Below are 17546 nucleotides of genomic sequence, written 5' to 3'. Positions count from 1 at the left end.
CGAGACGTACTGTGCCGCTGCGTCTTCCGCCGAGGTCGGCGATTGTTCCGATGCCGCGGGGGACATTGCTCGCGGTCGGCGGGGTGGGGGTGGCTGCGGCGGTGCTGGTGCCGCTGGATCGGCCGGGGATCGGGTGGGTGCTTGCGGGGTGTGTGACTGCGGGTGCGGTGTGGGTGGTCGATCGGGTCGGGCGGCGGGATGCGGCTGTTGGGGCTCGAGAAACCGCAGGTGGCATCAGTGCGACGACGGCGGATGCGGCGTCGGCGGGCTTCGAGCCCGCTTCGGGTGCGGCTGATGATGGAGATCCGCCGGTCGTGGCGTCTGGGTCTCGGAAAACTGCAGGTGGCACCCCCGCGACGCAGTTGGATGCGGGTTCAGCGGCGGCCTCGGGGCGTGCCGCCGCTGGGATGCCTGATTCCGGCGGCGGATCGGTGCGGGAGGACGCGGGGTGGTCGCGAGTGCTGAGGGGTGCGGATGTATCGCACGACTTACGTAGACGCCTGGTGGATGTGCCTTCGTCCCGGATGTGGTGGGGTGCGTTGGCGCTGGGGTTGCTCGCGATCGGTGTGTTTCGGGCTGCGCCTTGGTTGTTCGTGCTGTGTGTGCTCGGGGCGGGGGTGGCCGGATCGTTTGCGGCGGTGGGGCGGCGGTCGGTGTTCGGGGTGTTCTTCGACATGGTGGCGGTGCCCTGGTCTGCGGTGATGTCGGTGCCGTGGCTGTATCGGGGGGTGGGGCGCGGGGCCGGGAGTCGGCGGGTGGGGCCTCGGGTGTGGTGGTCGGTTGCGGCGACTTTTGTGCTGCTGCTGGTGTTCGTGCCGCTGCTGGTGGGGGCTGATCCGGTGTTCGCGCGATTGGTCGGTGCGGTGGTGCCGGTGCTGGATACCGGTTTGCTGGTGCAGTGGGGATTCGTGTTCACGATCGCGGGGCTGGGGGTCGCGGGGGCGCTGTATGTGCTGGCGGGTCCGCCTCCGGCGGCGGACGGGCCCTCGCGGGTGACCGGCTGGATGGATCTGGTGATTGCGGGCGGGGCGGCGGCTGTGCAGGAGCGAGGAACGGAATCGGTTGCGGCGCCGCGTATTCGGCGGCTGTCGCGGACCGAGTGGGGTCTGCCGATGGGTGCGTTGACCGTGTTGTTCGCGGTATTCGTGGGCACGCAGCTGGCGGTGATGTTCGGCGGCGACGGATATGTGCAGCGGACAGCGGATCTGACCTACGCGGAGTACGCGCGCAGCGGGTTCTGGGAGCTGTCGATGGTCAGCATGCTGACGCTGGCCGTGATCGCGGTGGTGCAGCGGTGGGCGGCGCAGCAGTCGGCGGGGGATCGGCTGTGGCTGCGCGTGGGAGTGAGCGCGGTGAGTGTGCTGACGCTGGTGATCGTCGCGTCCGCGCTGCATCGGATGTGGACCTACCAGCAGGCCTACGGATTCACGGTGCTGCGACTGCTGGTGGAGGTGTTCGAACTGTGGATCGGCCTGGTCTACCTGCTGGTGCTGTCGAGCCTGGTGCGATTGCGCCGGGAATGGGTGCCGCGGGCAGCGGCCGGCGCCGCGCTGGCCACCCTGCTGGTGCTGGCGGTGGTGAATCCGGAACACCTGGTGGCCGACCGCAATATCGATCGCTGGCAGGCGGGCAGAACCCTCGACTCCGAGTACCTCGGCAGACTCTCGACCGATATCCTGCCCGCCCTCGACCGCCTGCCCGCAGCGCAGCGCGAGGAGATCGCGCGGGATGTGCGCGCCGGACTCGACCGCGATACCTGGCAGGGCTGGAACCTGTCCCGATCGTCCGCCCGCTGAAGGCCAGCGGTCAGGTGAGCATTGCGCTCAGTGGCGGGCGCTGCGTTCGGTGAGCAGCGTGGCCGTGCGCCCGATGAGGTCGTAGGGAATCGGCTTGTCCAGTGCGAACTTCAATGTCCCCCGCCCGGAGCGATACGGCGCGATGGCCTGCTCGTACGCGGCATCACCCTCGGGCACCGGATACATGCTGATGTGCTTTTTCCACCCGGCGAAGTACATCACCGGATGGGCGCCCACCTGCATGGTCGGAATCTGATAGCTGATGGTCTCGGTGCAGTCCGGTAGCGCCGCACGGATGGTCGCGCGCACCTGCCGCAATATCTGCTGCACCGCCTCGGGGAAGTCGGCGATGTACTCATCGACGGTCGAAGCCTCCGACATCACTGCCACCTTCCGCACTCGGCCCCGGGTACACAGCATTCGCCTGTGACGGTACCGGTGGCGCTCACCCGGTACCCGGGTAACCGCGCAGAGTTCACCCGCGCAATCGTTCGAGCAATTCGGTGGCGGCGGCGAGCATGCCGTCCACCGAATCGGTGAGGTACATGAGATCGACGAACACATCGTCGAATCCGGTCTCGGCGACGACCTGTTCGATGGTGTCCGCCACCTGCGCCACCGAACTGCCGGCCGCGACATTCACCCGCAGAATCGTGTGGATGGTTCCGGGATCGCGTCCCGCCGCCACCGCGGCCTGATCGATGATCGCGCGCAGGTGCAGCAATCGCGCACCCCACCCCGGCGGCCCAGGTACCGGAACCACCGGCAGCCATCCCTCGGCCCGCTGCCCGATCCGCGCCAGCCCCGCCGGACTGAACGCGCCCAGATAGATCGGCGGCCGCGGCCGCTGCACGGTCCGCAGCTCACTGCGATGCTCGCGCACCGAGACGAAACGCCCCTCGTGCCCCGCCGGATCCGTGGTCCAGATGGCTTCCAGCGCATCGAGGGTCTCGTCCAGCCGCGCCCCGCGATGGGTGAACGGCACCCCGGCCGCCTCGTATTCGTCCGGCGACCAGCCGATCCCGAATCCGGGCACCAATCGCCCGCCGCTCACCACATCCAGGGTGGTCAGTGACCGCGCCAGCAGGGCGGGCCGATACAGCGGCGCGATAAGCACATTCGTGCCCAGCCGCACCCGATCGGTCACCGCGGCCGCGAGCGCCAGCACCAGGAACGGATCGAGAATCGCATTGAACTCGTCGGGAATGGTGTCCTGCCCGCCGTACCCGACCGTCGGGTTCGTCGCGGCGATGAGCCGGTCCCCGACCCAGAGGCTGTCCGCCCCGGCCTGTTCCACCGCCGCCGCATACCGCATCACCTGATCGCCCTGCGAGGCCTGAGTACCGAACTGGGGGAGCGAGAATCCGATCTTCACTGCACCGTTGATACCAGAGACCGGGACGCCCTCGCACAGCCCGACATCGGTCAGGATGGAAGCGTGGGAGAACACAAGGACCGCATGCTGCGCGGCGAGCTCTACCGCGACAACGACCCTGAACTCGTCGCCGAACGCCGCCACTGCCAGGAACTGCTCGACGTATTCAATGCCACCGGCGCGGGTGCGGAGCAGCAGCGGCACACCCTGCTCACCGATCTGCTGGGGGCGATCGGGGAGGGTTCCTGGATCATGCCGCGCTTCCAATGCGATTACGGGCATCTGATTCGGCTGGGGGACAACAGTTTTCTCAACTACGACGCCATCGTGCTCGATTGCGCGCCGGTGACCATCGGCGATGACGTGTCCATCGGCCCGCGTGCGCAGCTGCTCACCGCATTGCATCCGATGCAGGATCACGAACTGCGCAGGCAGCGCTGGGAGAGCGCCGCGCCCATCGTGATCGGTGACAATGTGTGGCTCGGCGGCGGGGTGATCGTCTGTCCGGGCGTCACCATCGGGTCGGACACGGTGGTCGGTGCGGGCAGTGTGGTGACTCGTGATCTGCCGGAACGGGTGTTCGCGGCGGGCAATCCGGCGCGGGTGATCCGCATGCTCTGAACCGTGACCTGCGGAGTACGAGAATCTCTGTCCTGCAACGGCTGAGGGGTTGGTCGAGTGCACAATTCGGCAGCCGGAATTCGGACGCGCTGCCGTAGTGACAGCGTCGCGGAAATCCCTTACCGTCTGAGACAATGGGTTCACGTGCTGGTGAGCCACCTCGGCAAAGGAGCCGAACATGTCGCCTTCGCAGGAATCCGCCTCCGCTTCGGCCCCGGGCGCCCACGGCGCCGCACTGCCGCCCAATGCGCGCTTCAAGCTCGGACCCGCCCTCTACCCCCGGATTCAGGTGGATCGGGGGATCGGAATCCGCCTGAGTGACGGCACAATTCTCTCCGCCGACATCACCCGGCCCGCCGATCGGCACGGTACGGCGGTCGCCGAGGGACTGCCGGCGGTCATCACCCTGAGCCCGTACAACAAGACCCTGATGACGCGCGCCAACCCGCTGATCAACCTGGTATCGGCGCTGGGCCCCCTGGTGTACCGCGCGGTCCCGCCGTCCGCACACGGGCGCGCGGGCGGCCGGGAAATGCTGCGCGCACTCGGCGGCGGCGCACTGGAATCGATCCGCGCCAACCGCACCCTCATCTCTCGCGGCTACGTCCACGTCGCCGTGGATGTGCGCGGCACCGGAACCTCCACCGGCCGACTCGAACTCATGTCCGCGCGGGAACAGCGCGATCACCTCGAAGTCCTGGAGTGGGTGCGCCATCAGCCGTGGTGCAATGGCGACCTCGCCATGACCGGCATCTCCTACCTCGCCATCACCGCCCTGCAAACCGCCGGACACCGCCCCGAGGGCCTGAAAGCGGTGTTCGCACTGGTCGGTTCGGAGGACCCCACCCGCGACATCATGCTCACCGGCGGCACCCAGTCCACCTTCAATCTGGCCTGGATCGCCGCCGTCAACGGCACCAAATGGCTGCCCTCGGTCCCCGGACTGGTGAAAACCGGTGCCCTCGGCCAGTTCCTGCGCGACCGCCTCGCCAGCCCCTTCACCCGGCTGCCCGATGTCGCCGGCGCGCTGCTGTCCGATCAACACCATCAGCACTTCTACGATGAGGAAGCCACCGACCGGCGACCGCAGCTCGAGAACTTCACCGCCGCCACCTGGATCCACGCCGGCTGGCACGACGTGTTCGTGCGCTCCGCACCCGCCCTGCACCAGCGGCTCCGATTGCCCACCGGCGCAGCACAACTCGTGGTCGAGGACAGCTATCACGTCGGCCCCGGCACCGGATTCGGCTCCGCCGACCACCCGCAACGCCTCGACGAACTGCAGTGCGCCTTCTTCGACCGCTGGGTCAAGGGCATCGACAACGGGATCGACGAATATGGGCCCGTCACCGTCCGCCAGCTCGGCGGCGGCTGGGTCAGCCGCGACACCTTCCCGCACCCCGACGCCCGCCTGCACCAGTGGTACCTGTCCGCCGATGCCAGCGGCGCGGCCGCACACGCCGCCACCGACGGCTCCCTCGCCGCCACACCCGGCCGCTACCCCGGCCGAATTCGCCTGCCGCGCAAGCGCCCCGGCATCACCTCCCAGACCAGCAGCTGGATCCTGATGGGCCTGCCCACCCTGCTCGGCCGCGACTGGGCCGTCGACGACCGCGCACACGAAGCCGCCGCCGTCACCTTCACCAGCGCACCCCTGCCCGACGACCTACTCCTGTCCGGCCCCCTCAACCTCCGCCTGCGCGTGGTCACCAGCGGCACCGACGCCTTCTGGGCGGTCACCATCTGCGATGTCTCCCCGGACGGCTCCTCCGCGGTCATCGCCCGCGGCGCCCTGCGCTCGAGCCGCCGCGCCGTGAACGAGACCACAAGCCAATTCGTCGACGGCCACCTCCTGACCGCGGACCACCCCCTGACCGCCGCCACCGTCCTCCCCGTCCACCCCGGCACCCCCCACAACCTCGACATCGACATCACCCCCACCGAAGCCGTCCTGCCCGAGGGCCACCGCCTCCGCGTAGCCATCACCCGCACCAGCTGGCCCCGCTACTTCCTCACCCCCGTCGTCACCCGCCACCTCAAAGACCAAGCCATAGTCCTGGACCCCCGCCACCCCAGCCTCCTCACCTTCCTCGCAGCCCCCACAACCCTCGAACAACCCCCCGCCTCGGCATAGCGAGCACCCCCGCCGCACCCCCGAAACACGCCAACACCAACCGGCCTCGCCGCCGAGAGGGCTCTGACGGTGGCGTTGTGCGGCGTGTCGCCTCCACCAGAGCCCTCTCGGCGCGGAATCGGCCCACGCTGACGCCAGATGTGGGAGATCTTCCGGCTCCTGGGTGAAGGCACCGGTCTCTACCGGGTGACCCCTGTCATCCAGCAGTACGTCGGGCACCCCCGATCACTCTCGCGGACTTCGCCACCCACCGACCGGGCCACTGAGCAGCGGATTCGATTCGCACAGATTCCAAAACAGATCCCGAGGTACTCCGCGCATTACCCGGCGGGTAATGGTTTGCGGTGCTGGGGATTCGTACGATCTACGCATGCGTACACAGACTGCCGGCGACCTCCTGCGGCATTGGCGAGTCACCCGGCGGCTCAGCCAGCTCGAACTGGCGGGGCGGGCGGAGACCTCCACCCGGCACCTCAGCTTCATCGAAACGGGGCGGGCCACACCCAGTCGGCAGATGATTCTGCACCTGTCCGATGAGCTGGAAATCCCACTGCGGGAACGCAATCGCATGCTGCTCGCCGCCGGATACGCACCCGTCTACGCCGAACCGGAATTGGATACCCCCGCCATGGAACCTGTGCGCAGCGCCATCCGGCAGATTCTCGCCGGGCACGAACCCCATCCGGCGCTGGCCGTCGACGCCGGATGGAACATGGTCGACGCCAATGCGGGCATCGCACTGTTCCTGGAGGGCGCCGACCCGAGACTGCTGGAAGCACCCGTCAATGTGCTGCGCCTGAGCCTGCACCCGGACGGACTGGCCAGCCGCATCATCAACCTCGCCGAATGGCGCGGCCACCTTTTCGAGCGACTGCAACGGCAGATCGATGTCAGCGGCGCACCCGAATTGATCGCGCTACTACAGGAATTGCGCGGCTACCCCGGCGGCGAGGAATCCCCGGGACTGCCCGACCCGGACCAGGCCGTCGTCCCCATGCGCTACCGCTACGACGGCCACGACCTCGCCTTCATCAGCGTCACCACGGTATTCGGCACGCCTATGAACGTCACCGTGGCCGAACTGGCGATCGAAGCCTTCTTCCCCGCCGACGCGGTCACCGCGACACTGCTGCGCGAACGCATCGCCATCCGCGCCGACGCCTAGCAGCGGTGTGCGTCGCCGCGAGTCGCTGTCGGCCCGCAAAGCCGCCGCATCATGGCCGGACTCCGGTGTCGATCGATGCGACAGGGAGCAAGCGCAACTCGGGCAATGTGGCGCGATCCGGCCTGAGCGGTCAAAGACCGGTGCAGGACGGTAAAAACTGCCGCCTTCCTTCGATGTTCGACCGATTAGGCCGACCGCGGATCGCACGACACGCCTGTATGCATTCTGGCTACTCAGACTGAAGTCACCTGAGTCGAAGTCCGACACAATGTGTATTCATGGATGTCGCCGCGCGCCTACGCGAACTCACCGGTGTGCCGGTCGGCCGATTGACCAGCTTCGGGCAGCAGCATGCCTGGACGCTGTACCGCGGTGAACTGGCCGACGGGCGTTCGGTATTCGTGAAGGCGGCTCCGGAGGATGCCGAATCCTCGGATCGACCCGATTCGGACGCTGGGTTGTTCCTACCCGGGGGCGTGTTCGCGGCAGAGGCCGCCGGCCTGCGCTGGCTCGCCGAAGCCGATGCGGCGATCGTCCCGCCGGTAATCGCCGACGACGACCGCATGCTCATATTGCCGTGGCTGGCGCCGGAATCCGCGTCCCCGGCCGCTGCCGCACACTTCGGTCGTGCGCTGGCGGAATTGCACGGCAGTTCGCCCGGCATCTACGGCGCACCCTGGCCCGGCTTCATTGCCACACTGCCGCTGGACAATTCGCCGACCGCGGGGGAGTGGGGGAGCTGGTATGCCGAGCGGCGATTGGCGCCGTATCTGCCGGCCGCCGCGCAATACCTCGGCCGGGACGGCATTCGGCTGATCGAGCGGGTCATGCAGCGCATCGGGCATCTGTCCGGTCCGCCGGAACCGCCGAGCCGTATCCACGGGGACCTGTGGTCGGGCAATGTGCACTGGTCGGGGCAGCGGGCGCTGCTGATCGATCCGGCGGGGCACGGCGGGCACCGGGAGACCGATCTGGCGATGCTGGCACTCTTCGGCGCCCCGCACCTCGACCTGATCCTCGCCGCCTATCGGGAGTCCGCACCCCTGGCTTCGGGCTGGCGGCAACGCATTCCGCTGCATCAACTGCATCCGCTGCTGGTGCACGTGGTGCTGTTCGGCGGCTCGTATCGCGGGATGCTGCTGGCGGCCGCGGCTTCGGCGCTCGCGGGGTAACTGGCTGGCCAGGCCGGATTCAGTACTCGTTCTTGATCACGAAGTAGGAGCCGCGAATCGTTCCGGCCAGCTTCGACTTCTGCCGCGCGAACTTGAACTTCGAGAGCTCCTCGGGGACTTCCATCCCCTCGGAGAGCTTGAACCCCACCGCGCGCTTGCCGCCGTCGTCGACCGCGTACATCACGTTGATCGACAGGCCGCTCTCGTAGAAGACGTAGGCCATCTTGATGTTCTCCACCTGGAAGGCCGTCGCCTCGAGCGGGGGAGAGGCGATCACGATGCCACGTTCCTTCTCGAGGATGGTGTGGATCCACTCGATGGTCGATGCCGCCTTGTCAGCGGACTCCACCGTGAAGACGTGGTCGTACTTGTTCTTGAAATACCGGGCCTCGTTCGCCCGCAGACCGGCGAGCGCATCCGCGACGGGCGACGATTCCAGGCCGACGGTCGAGACATCGGTGAAATCCACGACGTAAGACATGGCGTATCCCTCGGTCCGTAGGTTCGTTTACATCCCTGAACGCATCGATTCGACCCTACAACCTCGCCGCCCGAGCGGTCGCCAACCATCGAGGCCTTTCCAGCAGTCGGATATATTTCATATGAACATGGAAATATGCGCATCTACTCATGTGATGCTCCAGTGTGTCGGGGAAAGTCGCCTGCGGAACTGGGCGTAAGGAAAAGCGGCCTGTGGCAGGGGAGGGGTGCCGTCTGGGTTGCGGCCGAATGTCGGTGCGGTGAGCTAACGTCTGGCGCGTGGAGCTGCAGCGAATCCATCATGTCGCGGTGATCGTGTCGGATTACGAGAAGTCGAAGGCGTTCTATACCGAGGTGCTCGGGCTGCGGATGCTGGCCGAGAACTATCGGGCGGAAAGGCGTTCGTACAAGCTGGATCTCGCGCTTCCGGATGGCGGGCAGCTGGAATTGTTCTCGTTCCCGGATTCGCCGCCGCGGCCTTCGCGGCCGGAGGCGGCCGGCCTGCGGCATCTGGCCTTCGTGGTGGCGGATGTGGGGGAGGCCCTGGCGCAATTGGCAGCTCAGGGTGTTCGGGTGGAGGAGGTGCGGGTGGACGAGTACACGGGGAAGCGGTTCGGATTCTTCGCCGATCCGGACGATCTGCCGCTCGAGCTGTACGAGGCGTGAGGCCGGTGCGGCTCCGGCGAAGGTCTTGCGATTAGTTAATGGAAATATGCGCATCTATGCATGTGCTTGCTTTTGACGAAGCTCCGTGATGTCGCCTACGGCGAAACGTCTTGTCCCACATCAATCACCCTTTCCACACTGACAGGCAAGGGCCGGTGGATGCCGGGCGGTCGCCCGGTTTCGGGCTCCCATACGATGGGCGACATGACCACAGTGCTCCTGAAGACCTCCGCCGGGGATATCACCCTGGAACTCGACGAGGCCAAGGCGCCGAAGACCGTCGCGAACTTCGTCGACTACGTCAAGGCGGGCCACTACACCGATACCGTGTTCCACCGGGTGATCCGCGGTTTCATGGTGCAGGGCGGCGGAATGACCGCCGATATGAAGCAGAAGCCGGCCCCGAACAAGGTGGAGAACGAGGCGAGCAACGGCCTGCGCAACGACAAGTACACCGTTGCCATGGCTCGCACCAGCGATCCGCATTCGGCCAGCGCGCAGTTCTTCATCAACTCCAGCAATAACGACTTCCTGAACTACCCGGGCCAGGATGGCTTCGGCTACACCGTGTTCGGCAAGGTTGTCGACGGTGTTGCCGTCGTCGACGCGATCGAGGGCGTGCGTACCGGCTCCAAGTCGGGCCACCAGGATGTGCCGGTGGATGCCGTCACCATTCTGTCCGCCGAACTGGTCTGACGCTTACCCCCAATAGACCGAGAGCGCGCCGGGTTCGATGATTCGAACCCGGCGCGCTGCTGTGCCGGGGGTCAGGCGTCGAGGACGCGGACCGCGCGTTTGACGACGGGCGGCTGCACGGACCAGGGGAAGTTGATCCAGCGGTCGGTGTGCTTCCACACGTATTCGCAGTTCACCTCCGAGCGCGGCTTCTCGTAGATGACCGCGCAACGTACCTCTGCGACATGGTCTTTGCAGAAGTCGCGCACCAGTTTGAGCGTCGCGCCGGTATCGGCGACGTCGTCGGCGACGAGTACGGTCGCGCCGGTGAGGTCGACGGCATTGGGTACGGGCGGCAGCATGACGGGCAGGTCGAGGCGCTGATCGACGCCGGTGTAGAACTCCACGTTCATGACGTGCAGGTTCTTCACGTCGAGGGCGTAGCCGAGCGATCCGGCGACGAAGAGTCCGCCGCGCGCGATGGACAGGATCAGGTCGGGTTCGAAGCCGTCGTCGGCGATCTGCTGTGCCAGCTCCCGGCTGGCGTCGCCGAACAGTTCCCAGTCGAGTTCTTCGCGATCGCTCATTCCGCCTCCATCGGTTTCGTACACCTGACCAACGGATCATACGAGCACGTCAGGACTGTGCGGCAGGTATCCGCCGAGGGTGGGCGGAACGTCCGGGAATGCGGGGGCCGCGGACTCGGGGAGGGCGGGCCGGGGCGTGGATGCGGGCTCGGCACGCTGCGGAACAGTCCGGGGTTCCGGGGGCGTGGCCCCCGGAATTCCCTTGTCACCCTTGCGGAGTGATCACGGTTGATGGGTGATGGTGTACCAGAGCAGGGCCATGGTGCCGAGTGCGAAGATCGGTACGAGGACGAACGTCTCCATCTTGTTGCCGGTGCGCTCGATGATGGGGATCCGGGTACGGATCTGCAGCGGCCACAGCAGCCGGCAGCCGCGATCGGTGAGGCAGTCCCCGACCAGGTGCGCGAAGGAGCCCAGGCCGACGGAGAAGGGCAGCCAGAGGGGTTTGTCGCTGATCCAGTGGTCGATGGCGAATGTGCCGCAGGTGGCCAGGATTACGACGGTGACCCAGGCCTTGGCGCCGTCGCCGGTGGGCGCGAGATTGAGCGCCCGGATGGCGAGGGCGAGCAGGAAGAAGACCAGCGCGAGCGTGAAGTAGCGGCCGAGCCAGTGTTCACCGGCCCAGGTGCCGTAGGTGATGGCGGCGACGAAGGCGAAGGAGTGCGTCGCATGCCGGTGTCCGCCGGACACTTTCGAGATCACTTTGCAGGCGGCGTGTGAAACCGGGCCCAGCACATGGGAGATGGTGCCGTTGGGGTGGTCCGCGTCGGGCAGCAGTGCCGCGCCGGCGGTGAGGAAGGTGCCCATCACGAGGTCGACGGGCCGGATCTGCCCGGATTCTATTGCGGGATAGGTCAAAACGGTGAGCGGTAATGCTGCGGCGGCTGCTGACCAGGCGAGCGCGCCACTAGTTGCATGTGAATGTCCTAGCACCGATTGAAGGTTAGCCGATGGAGCTGGGCTTTCGTTCAGGTCTACGTCTCCCCGAGGTGCGTTGGGCACCAGTCGATCTCGGAACGGGTGCCGAAAGATGCTGCGACCGCGAATAATTCGGCTCCGGAGGGCGGGGGAGCAGGCCCCTGGACCGCCGCGATCACCGGTGAAATAGTCTCGGGTGGATTGCGCTTTCCGCTCAGAGAGGAACGGACATGTCGGTTGCGTCCGCGGTGAAGGATCAGGTCCAGCAGATCGGTGGGGGATTCATGTTCTCCCGGGAGGCGAAGGAGTTCTCCGCCTCCACCGGTGTGGAGGGATTCATGCCCGGTTATACGCGCGGCCGCGGAGGTGTTCTGGGCGATGTGGACGCCGATGTCGTGACGGCGGCCTTCGGTTTCTTCCGTGCCGAGGCGATTCGCGCGGCGTGGGAGTCCACGGCCGCGGTGCCCGCCGCGAAGGGTGCGGCGGGGTATCTGGCCGCCTGCCAGGACTTCGGCCGCCGCAAGCTGGCGGACTTCGCGCAGGCCGAGCGCCTGGCCGAGTTGTTGCAGCCGGTGGTGGATGCCGCGGATCCGGCGGGGGTTCCGCTGTTCGCCGGGTGGCGTGCGCTGCCGCGCGCCGATGATGCGCCGGGCCGGGTGCTGCAGTTGATCCATGTGCTGCGTGAGCTGCGGGGCGGTCTGCATTTGATCGGGGTGCGGGCCAGTGGTCTGACGCCGCAGCAGGCGGTGCTCATCGCCGGTTCGCCGCGCACGACCGGTCCGGAGCAGGCCCGGCATTTCGGCTGGCCGGAACCGTTCGAGGAGATCACCGCGGAATTGAAGGGCCGCTGGATGCAGGCGGAGACGATTACCGAGGATCTCATCGCACCGGCCTTCGCGGTGCTGGACGCGGGTGCGGCGCAGGAGCTGACCGAACTGCTGACCGCCTGTCAGGCGACGGTGTTCGCCCGGCGCTGAACGGAGTTGACGATGCCGGATCGAATCACGCGTTTGCGCGCCCTGATCGATCATCCCGCGACGGGCGCCGGGGAACGAGCCGCCGCCCAGCGGATGCTCGATCGGATCCTCGCCAAGTCGGTGCGCGTCCCGGCCGATGACCGCATCTATGGCGCGCGGTACGGCCGCGGCGCCAGGCATGCGGATCTGGCGGAGGTCGCGGAGCTGATCCGTGCCGATATCGCTTTCGCGCGAACCGTTTTCACCGAACCCGCTCAGCCGGGTGGGGTGGCGGTGGGTGATCCGATCCGGGATGCTCCCGCCGCGATCGGTTACGCGGTGACCGCCGTGCCGGGGGAGAGCGGCATTGTCATCACCATCGAGGATGTGCCGCAGGACTGGGGCTGGGACGGCGCGGGGTTTGTCGGTCTCGCGCTGCAGGGTCTGGCCGAGGAGCTGGCGGACATCATGAACAGCTACAACTACGACGGCGCGGCCATCGGTAAACGCTTCTTCGGCCGGGTCCGGGTGCGTGATGTCTCTCTGGTCTGGTAGCCCTACGTCCCCGACAGCCAGCGCCAGCGCGGAATCTCGGCGATGACCGTGGCTGCCGCCAGTACGGAGACCAGGATGGCGGCCCAGACGGGCCACACCAGCCAGGCGCCCCATACGGCGGCGGCCACCAGCAGGACCACCAGTGCGATGGTCACCCAGCCGGGTGCGGGCACCATGACCTGCTTCTTGTCCCCGACTGTGCCGAAGACCGTCGGGAGTCCGATGAGCACCACGAAGACCAGCAGCGCGAGCGGTACGGAGGACCGATCCGCGACCGCCCACGGTGCGGCGATCCAGGCGATGAGCTCGGTGCCGAACCGCAGCACGGACGGAATGCGGCCCTGATCAGTCATATTCGGTGAGGTCACCGCACGCTCGGACATGAGCGACAGCTTGGCATACCGGCGTTGTGCGGGCAGGGCGAGAGGACCGGTGTGCCGCACACCGGTCGACTACCGCCGGAACCGCTTCAGCGCTGCAGGAATTCGAGGCTGACGCGTTCGAAGGCCTGCTTGGCTTCGATCATCACCCAGTGACCGCACTTGGGGAAGATGTGCAGCTCACCGTCGGGGATGAGCCGCAGCGGGATCATGGCCATATCGGGCGGGCATTGCCGGTCGTCGCCGCCCCAGGTCAGCAGGGTCGGGCACTGGATTTTGTGCATCATGGACCAGTAGGGCGGGATGGAGGAGTTGGCGAGGAATTGCTGTTGCAGCGCAAAGGATTCCGAGCCGTACATGGCTTTGAGCGTCTGGTGCGAATCAGGCTGATTGGCGACCGCCCAGCGTTCCTCGACGATATCGTCGGTAATGGTCTTGGGGTCGTAGACCATGCAGTTGAGCCAGCGCAGCAGTCCTTCCCGGCTGGGGTTGTCGGCGAATTCCTGTAGCAGCCGGGTGCCTTCACTGGGGTTGGCGCTGAAGATGCTCGCGCCGACGCCGCCGATGGAGATGACCTTTTCGACGCGTTCGGGGTGTTTGACGGCGAGGTTGACCGCCACCACACCGCCCATGGAATTGCCGATCATGGGCGCGGAGTCGATGCCGAGCGCGTCCATGAACCGGATGACGGCATCCCCGGCGGTGAGTACCGGATGCCCGCCGCGCTCGACGGGATCGCTGACGCCGAAGCCGGGGAATTCCAGGACGTAGCAGTGGAAGTGCTCGGCGAAGACGGCGAGGTTTCCGCGATAATTGCGCCATCCGGTCACGCCGATGCCGGATCCGTGCAGCAGGAGCAGGGGCGGTCCGTCGCCGGCCTCGTGGTAGCGGATCACACCCTGATCGGTGCGGACTTCGCGCTTGGTGCTCTCGTATGTGACATCCACCCGACCCAGAGTAGAACACGTTACAGTTGGCAGGCTCGCGGATAGTGTTGAGCCGCTACGGAATGCGAGGTGGACATGCCCGAATCCGACGTCCTGCGGATTGTGCAGCTCAATATCGGCTCCCTGCTGGAACCGCACTGGGAACGGCGGCGTCAGGAAATCCTCGCCTGGTTCGAGCGCCTGGACCCGGACCTGGTCTGCTTACAGGAGGTGTGGGAGACCGGGCCCGGCACCAATACCGCGGGCTGGCTCGTCGACCATGCCCCGGACGGGCGCTGGCACTGGTGCTTCGGCGGTTATCCGTTTCCCGAGGACGCCTGGGCCGATCGCACCCTGCGCTTCGGCTCGGCCATCCTCAGCCGCTGGCCCATCGACCGCCACGAGGTGCTGCCGCTGCCTATGGATCCCGCCCCGCGCGACCCGCACCCCTCCTGGCGGATCCAGGCCGAACTGCTGTATGCCCACACCGCCGGAATCGACGCCTTCAGCACCCATCTGGCCCCGCCGCCCGCGCAGGCCTATCAGCGGGTACAGCAGGTACTGGCAATCGACGACGCCATTCGAGCCCGCCGAAACCCGGACACCCCGCTGCCCGCGATCCTGTGCGGCGACTTCAACGCCAAACCGCCCTCCGACGAAATGCGCTTCCTCAACGCGAACGCCGTCCTCGAGGGCCGCAGCACCTCCTACGTCGACGCCTGGTCCACCCTGCGTCCCACCGAACCCGGCAACACCTACGACCCGCTGACCAACCCGCAGGCCCGCGCCCTGAACGTCCCGCCGCAACGCATCGACTACGTCTTCGTCGGCGACCCGTTCCTGCGTCCCGGCGGCGCGGGCCGAATCCTGCACGCGGACCTGGCCTTCCATGAGCCGCTGACCGGCATCCACGCCAGCGACCACTTCGGCCTGGTCGTGGACGTGCACTGGCCCCAGAAACCTTCGGCCGCATAACTTTTCGCCCCTGATCCGCACGATCGGCAGCACCTTCGGCGGCTGGAGGGTCGATCAGAGGGTCAGGATCGAGCACTCTGGATCTGCTAGGAATATGAATTCGATGCGCAGCTGCGCGAGGGCGCTCGCCGATTCCGCTCAGGCCCTGCCGGCCCACATCGTCGCGGACGGCCACGGCATCGGCTACTACTCCTGGTCGCCGGGAAGTCGGACTTCGCCTTCTGATCGGTTGATCACCAGGAACTGACGGCGGTTCCTACTCGGCCGATGCCGCCCTCAGTTCCTGGTGATCATGAACGCAGAGGCGCTGGACGGGGGAGTCGTCCGTTTTGTGCCCTGTTGTCGGTTGTGGCACAGTCGATCCGCCGTAGCAGGGCGGTGCAGGGGCGCCGCGGAGGAGGGGACGGGGCGTGCCGCAGGTATCGGTGACCGGGGAATCCGGTGAGGTGTATGAGGTCGCGCAGGAATCGGGCGGCGGCGGGCAGGGGAGTGGCCGTCGATGCCGGGACAGGGCGGGGCGGGAGCGGGTCTACACGCAGTACGGTGCGCCGCTGACCGACCCGGAGGTGCTCGGAAGTGCCGCGCGGACAGTGCTTTTCGGGCGGGAGATCGTCCTCGCCGCCGAACAGCAGGCCGGATCGGAGGAATGGGCGGCCGCCTCGATCAACTGGCCCATCGATCTGGTGCTGCGCGAGCAGGCCCTGACCGGGGTGATTACACCGGTGATCCCGGCGGAATTCCTGCGGCCGGACGGTATGCCGCTCACCTTCGATCAGCTGGTGCTCGAGAGACCGGCCGCGTATTTCCGTGTGGGCGTGCTGATCCGGATATGCGACATCTTCGTGGTGCTCGACGAACGGGACCTGGCGCACGGCGGGCTGACCGAGCGCAATGTGGCGTGGAACCGGTCCCAGCCGCATGCGCACCTGATCGACTGTGACGGGCTCCGGCCCGCACAGGGCGATGGTGACCGCCTCGCCCTCGCCGGTCTCCTCTATCGGGGGCTGTTCCTGTCCCCGGCCACACCGAAACTCGCCACCGGGGAACGGCAACTGCCCGGGATCCCGGGCGAGCTGGACCCCGCGCTGCGGGCGCTGTTCGCGCGAGCGTTCGCCGGTTCGCCCGCCCCGCACACGCGCCCGTCCGCCGCGGAGTGGCTCGCTGCGCTGCAAGGGGCATTCCTGACTGTCGACCGCGCGGCCTACCGCTCGGATGCGCTCGCGCTCATCGACCACCCGGCGTCGCAGGGCGACGACGAGGCGACCGTGGTGGCCCCGATCTCCCTCGCGAAGGAAACCGCCGGTAATGCTGTCCCCGAAACAGCCCCTGCGACAGCACCTCCCGCCTGGTATTCGAACCAGGGCGGGCAACCCGTCGCACCGCTGCTCGCCACCCCCTTCGCCGGCGGCCGCCCCGCGCACCCTCCGACCTCCGGCACCAAGGTCGCGGGAATCCTCGCCGCGATCGTGGCCTGCATCGGGGTGATCGCGCTCATCGGCTACGCCGCCGTCAAAACGAACGACCCCAATGACAGCTCCGACGCCTTCACGAGCTACTCGAGCCCGTCCAGCAGCTACACCCCGCCGTCCACCACGCCGCCGTTCGACTGGAACACCCTCGACTCGGCGGCCGGTGACAAGACGCCCTTCACCACCGATGCGCTACTGCCGCAATCGTTCACCGACGCCAAGCAGGTCAAATACACGCTGCGGGGAGGGGGAGTGCACGACTGCATCACCTCGGGCATGTCCAGGAATGTGAAGTCGATCCTCAACAGCCATCAGTGCTCTCAGCTGGTGAGCGGTTCGTATGTGGACACCTCCGACCAGATCCTGGTGTCCATCGACGTGTTCGCCTTCGCCACCGCCGACGAGGCGAGCCGCCTGTACAACTCCATCAAGGATCAGGACCAGGATTGGACGGTCTGGTGCCCGAAAACCGGTGCCGGAGCTTCGGTCTGCGACAACAATGCCGGATGGGGCACCTATCGCGGCTGGGGTCTGCAGAATCACCGGTACCTGTACGAGTCGACCGCCATGTACATCAACCTCACCCGGGACAAGAGCATCACCGACTGGCTGGACGCCGCCGCCTCGGCGCTGGACAAGCAGGCGGGTCCGGCGAACTACTGGCAGAAATGAACTCGGCGGTCTGCCAGGATGGGG

General features: G+C 67.1%; 18 protein-coding genes. 11 read left to right on the top strand and 7 right to left on the bottom strand.

The genetic code is table 11. From position 1 onward, the window contains the following. The first annotated feature begins 503 nt into the window (after positions 1 to 503). Entirely contained in the window at positions 504 to 1796 is a 1293-nt protein-coding gene (locus OG326_RS25535; RefSeq protein ID WP_327139651.1) for a DUF4153 domain-containing protein, read from the top strand. 27 nt (positions 1797 to 1823) lie between these two features. Here OG326_RS25535 and OG326_RS25530 read toward each other — a convergent pair whose 3' ends face one another. Together OG326_RS25530 and OG326_RS25525 are read right to left on the bottom strand one after the other, a co-directional pair. Next, complete coding sequence (locus OG326_RS25530; RefSeq protein ID WP_327139650.1) at positions 1824 to 2177, bottom strand: iron chaperone; 354 nt, start codon at positions 2175 to 2177, stop codon at positions 1824 to 1826. A 94-nt stretch (positions 2178 to 2271) separates the two neighbouring features. Next, complete coding sequence (locus OG326_RS25525; protein WP_327139649.1) at positions 2272 to 3171, bottom strand: TIGR03619 family F420-dependent LLM class oxidoreductase; 900 nt, start codon at positions 3169 to 3171, stop codon at positions 2272 to 2274. An 84-nt stretch (positions 3172 to 3255) separates the two neighbouring features. Here OG326_RS25525 and OG326_RS25520 point away from each other — a divergent pair, with 84 nt between their 5' ends. The 4 genes from OG326_RS25520 to OG326_RS25505 all read left to right on the top strand — a co-directional run bounded on the left by OG326_RS25520 (position 3256) and on the right by OG326_RS25505 (position 8263). Then, positions 3256 to 3792: a sugar O-acetyltransferase gene (locus OG326_RS25520; protein WP_442791050.1), complete on the top strand. Its 537-nt coding sequence runs from the start codon at positions 3256 to 3258 to the stop codon at positions 3790 to 3792. A 178-nt stretch (positions 3793 to 3970) separates the two neighbouring features. Beyond that, positions 3971 to 5926 (top strand): CocE/NonD family hydrolase, encoded by a 1956-nt coding sequence (locus OG326_RS25515; RefSeq protein WP_327139647.1) that lies wholly within the window; start codon positions 3971 to 3973, stop codon positions 5924 to 5926. Between the two features lie 370 nt (positions 5927 to 6296). Then, on the top strand, positions 6297 to 7091 hold the full coding sequence (locus tag OG326_RS25510; protein WP_327139646.1) for a helix-turn-helix domain-containing protein: 795 nt from the start codon (positions 6297 to 6299) through the stop codon (positions 7089 to 7091). Between the two features lie 278 nt (positions 7092 to 7369). Beyond that, a complete protein-coding gene (locus tag OG326_RS25505; protein ID WP_327139645.1) occupies positions 7370 to 8263 on the top strand; it encodes a fructosamine kinase family protein in 894 nt (297 codons plus the stop codon). A 19-nt stretch (positions 8264 to 8282) separates the two neighbouring features. Here OG326_RS25505 and OG326_RS25500 read toward each other — a convergent pair whose 3' ends face one another. Further along, entirely contained in the window at positions 8283 to 8744 is a 462-nt protein-coding gene (locus OG326_RS25500; protein WP_327139644.1) for a phage tail protein, read from the bottom strand. Positions 8745 to 9022: 278 nt separating this feature from the next. Here OG326_RS25500 and gloA2 point away from each other — a divergent pair, with 278 nt between their 5' ends. Beyond that, positions 9023 to 9409: an SMU1112c/YaeR family gloxylase I-like metalloprotein gene (gene gloA2 / locus OG326_RS25495; protein WP_327139643.1), complete on the top strand. Its 387-nt coding sequence runs from the start codon at positions 9023 to 9025 to the stop codon at positions 9407 to 9409. A gap of 204 nt (positions 9410 to 9613) precedes the next feature. Beyond that, a complete protein-coding gene (locus tag OG326_RS25490; RefSeq protein WP_327139642.1) occupies positions 9614 to 10105 on the top strand; it encodes a peptidylprolyl isomerase in 492 nt (163 codons plus the stop codon). Positions 10106 to 10176: 71 nt separating this feature from the next. Here the strand turns inward: OG326_RS25490 and OG326_RS25485 are convergent, their stop codons facing one another. Continuing rightward, entirely contained in the window at positions 10177 to 10671 is a 495-nt protein-coding gene (locus OG326_RS25485) for a phosphoribosyltransferase (RefSeq protein ID WP_297617319.1), read from the bottom strand. 222 nt (positions 10672 to 10893) lie between these two features. Then, positions 10894 to 11604 (bottom strand): metal-dependent hydrolase, encoded by a 711-nt coding sequence (locus OG326_RS25480; RefSeq protein ID WP_327139641.1) that lies wholly within the window; start codon positions 11602 to 11604, stop codon positions 10894 to 10896. 215 nt (positions 11605 to 11819) lie between these two features. Between OG326_RS25480 and OG326_RS25475 the strand changes: the two genes are divergently transcribed. After that, positions 11820 to 12566, top strand: a complete 747-nt coding sequence (locus OG326_RS25475) for an SCO6745 family protein (protein WP_327139640.1) — start codon at positions 11820 to 11822, stop codon at positions 12564 to 12566. 12 nt (positions 12567 to 12578) lie between these two features. Then, positions 12579 to 13100: a hypothetical protein gene (locus tag OG326_RS25470; protein WP_327139639.1), complete on the top strand. Its 522-nt coding sequence runs from the start codon at positions 12579 to 12581 to the stop codon at positions 13098 to 13100. 2 nt (positions 13101 to 13102) lie between these two features. On the opposite strand, the gene OG326_RS25465 is transcribed toward OG326_RS25470, so the two are convergent. After that, positions 13103 to 13483: a hypothetical protein gene (locus tag OG326_RS25465; protein ID WP_327139638.1), complete on the bottom strand. Its 381-nt coding sequence runs from the start codon at positions 13481 to 13483 to the stop codon at positions 13103 to 13105. An 86-nt stretch (positions 13484 to 13569) separates the two neighbouring features. Beyond that, on the bottom strand, positions 13570 to 14427 hold the full coding sequence (locus tag OG326_RS25460) for an alpha/beta fold hydrolase (RefSeq protein WP_327139637.1): 858 nt from the start codon (positions 14425 to 14427) through the stop codon (positions 13570 to 13572). Between the two features lie 75 nt (positions 14428 to 14502). On the opposite strand from OG326_RS25460, the gene OG326_RS25455 reads away from it, so the two are divergent. Both OG326_RS25455 and OG326_RS25450 read left to right on the top strand, forming a co-directional pair. Further along, positions 14503 to 15381, top strand: a complete 879-nt coding sequence (locus OG326_RS25455; RefSeq protein ID WP_327139636.1) for an endonuclease/exonuclease/phosphatase family protein — start codon at positions 14503 to 14505, stop codon at positions 15379 to 15381. A 410-nt stretch (positions 15382 to 15791) separates the two neighbouring features. Next, positions 15792 to 17522 carry a hypothetical protein gene (locus tag OG326_RS25450; RefSeq protein ID WP_327139635.1) on the top strand — a complete coding sequence of 577 codons (1731 nt, stop codon included), beginning with the start codon at positions 15792 to 15794 and terminating at the stop codon, positions 17520 to 17522. The last annotated feature ends 24 nt before the right edge of the window (positions 17523 to 17546 follow it).

Source organism: Nocardia sp. NBC_01327 (assembly GCF_035958815.1).
Lineage (GTDB): Bacteria > Actinomycetota > Actinomycetes > Mycobacteriales > Mycobacteriaceae > Nocardia.
Note: the sequence above shows the minus strand (reverse complement) of the source record. Positions and strands in the feature narration are given on the sequence as shown.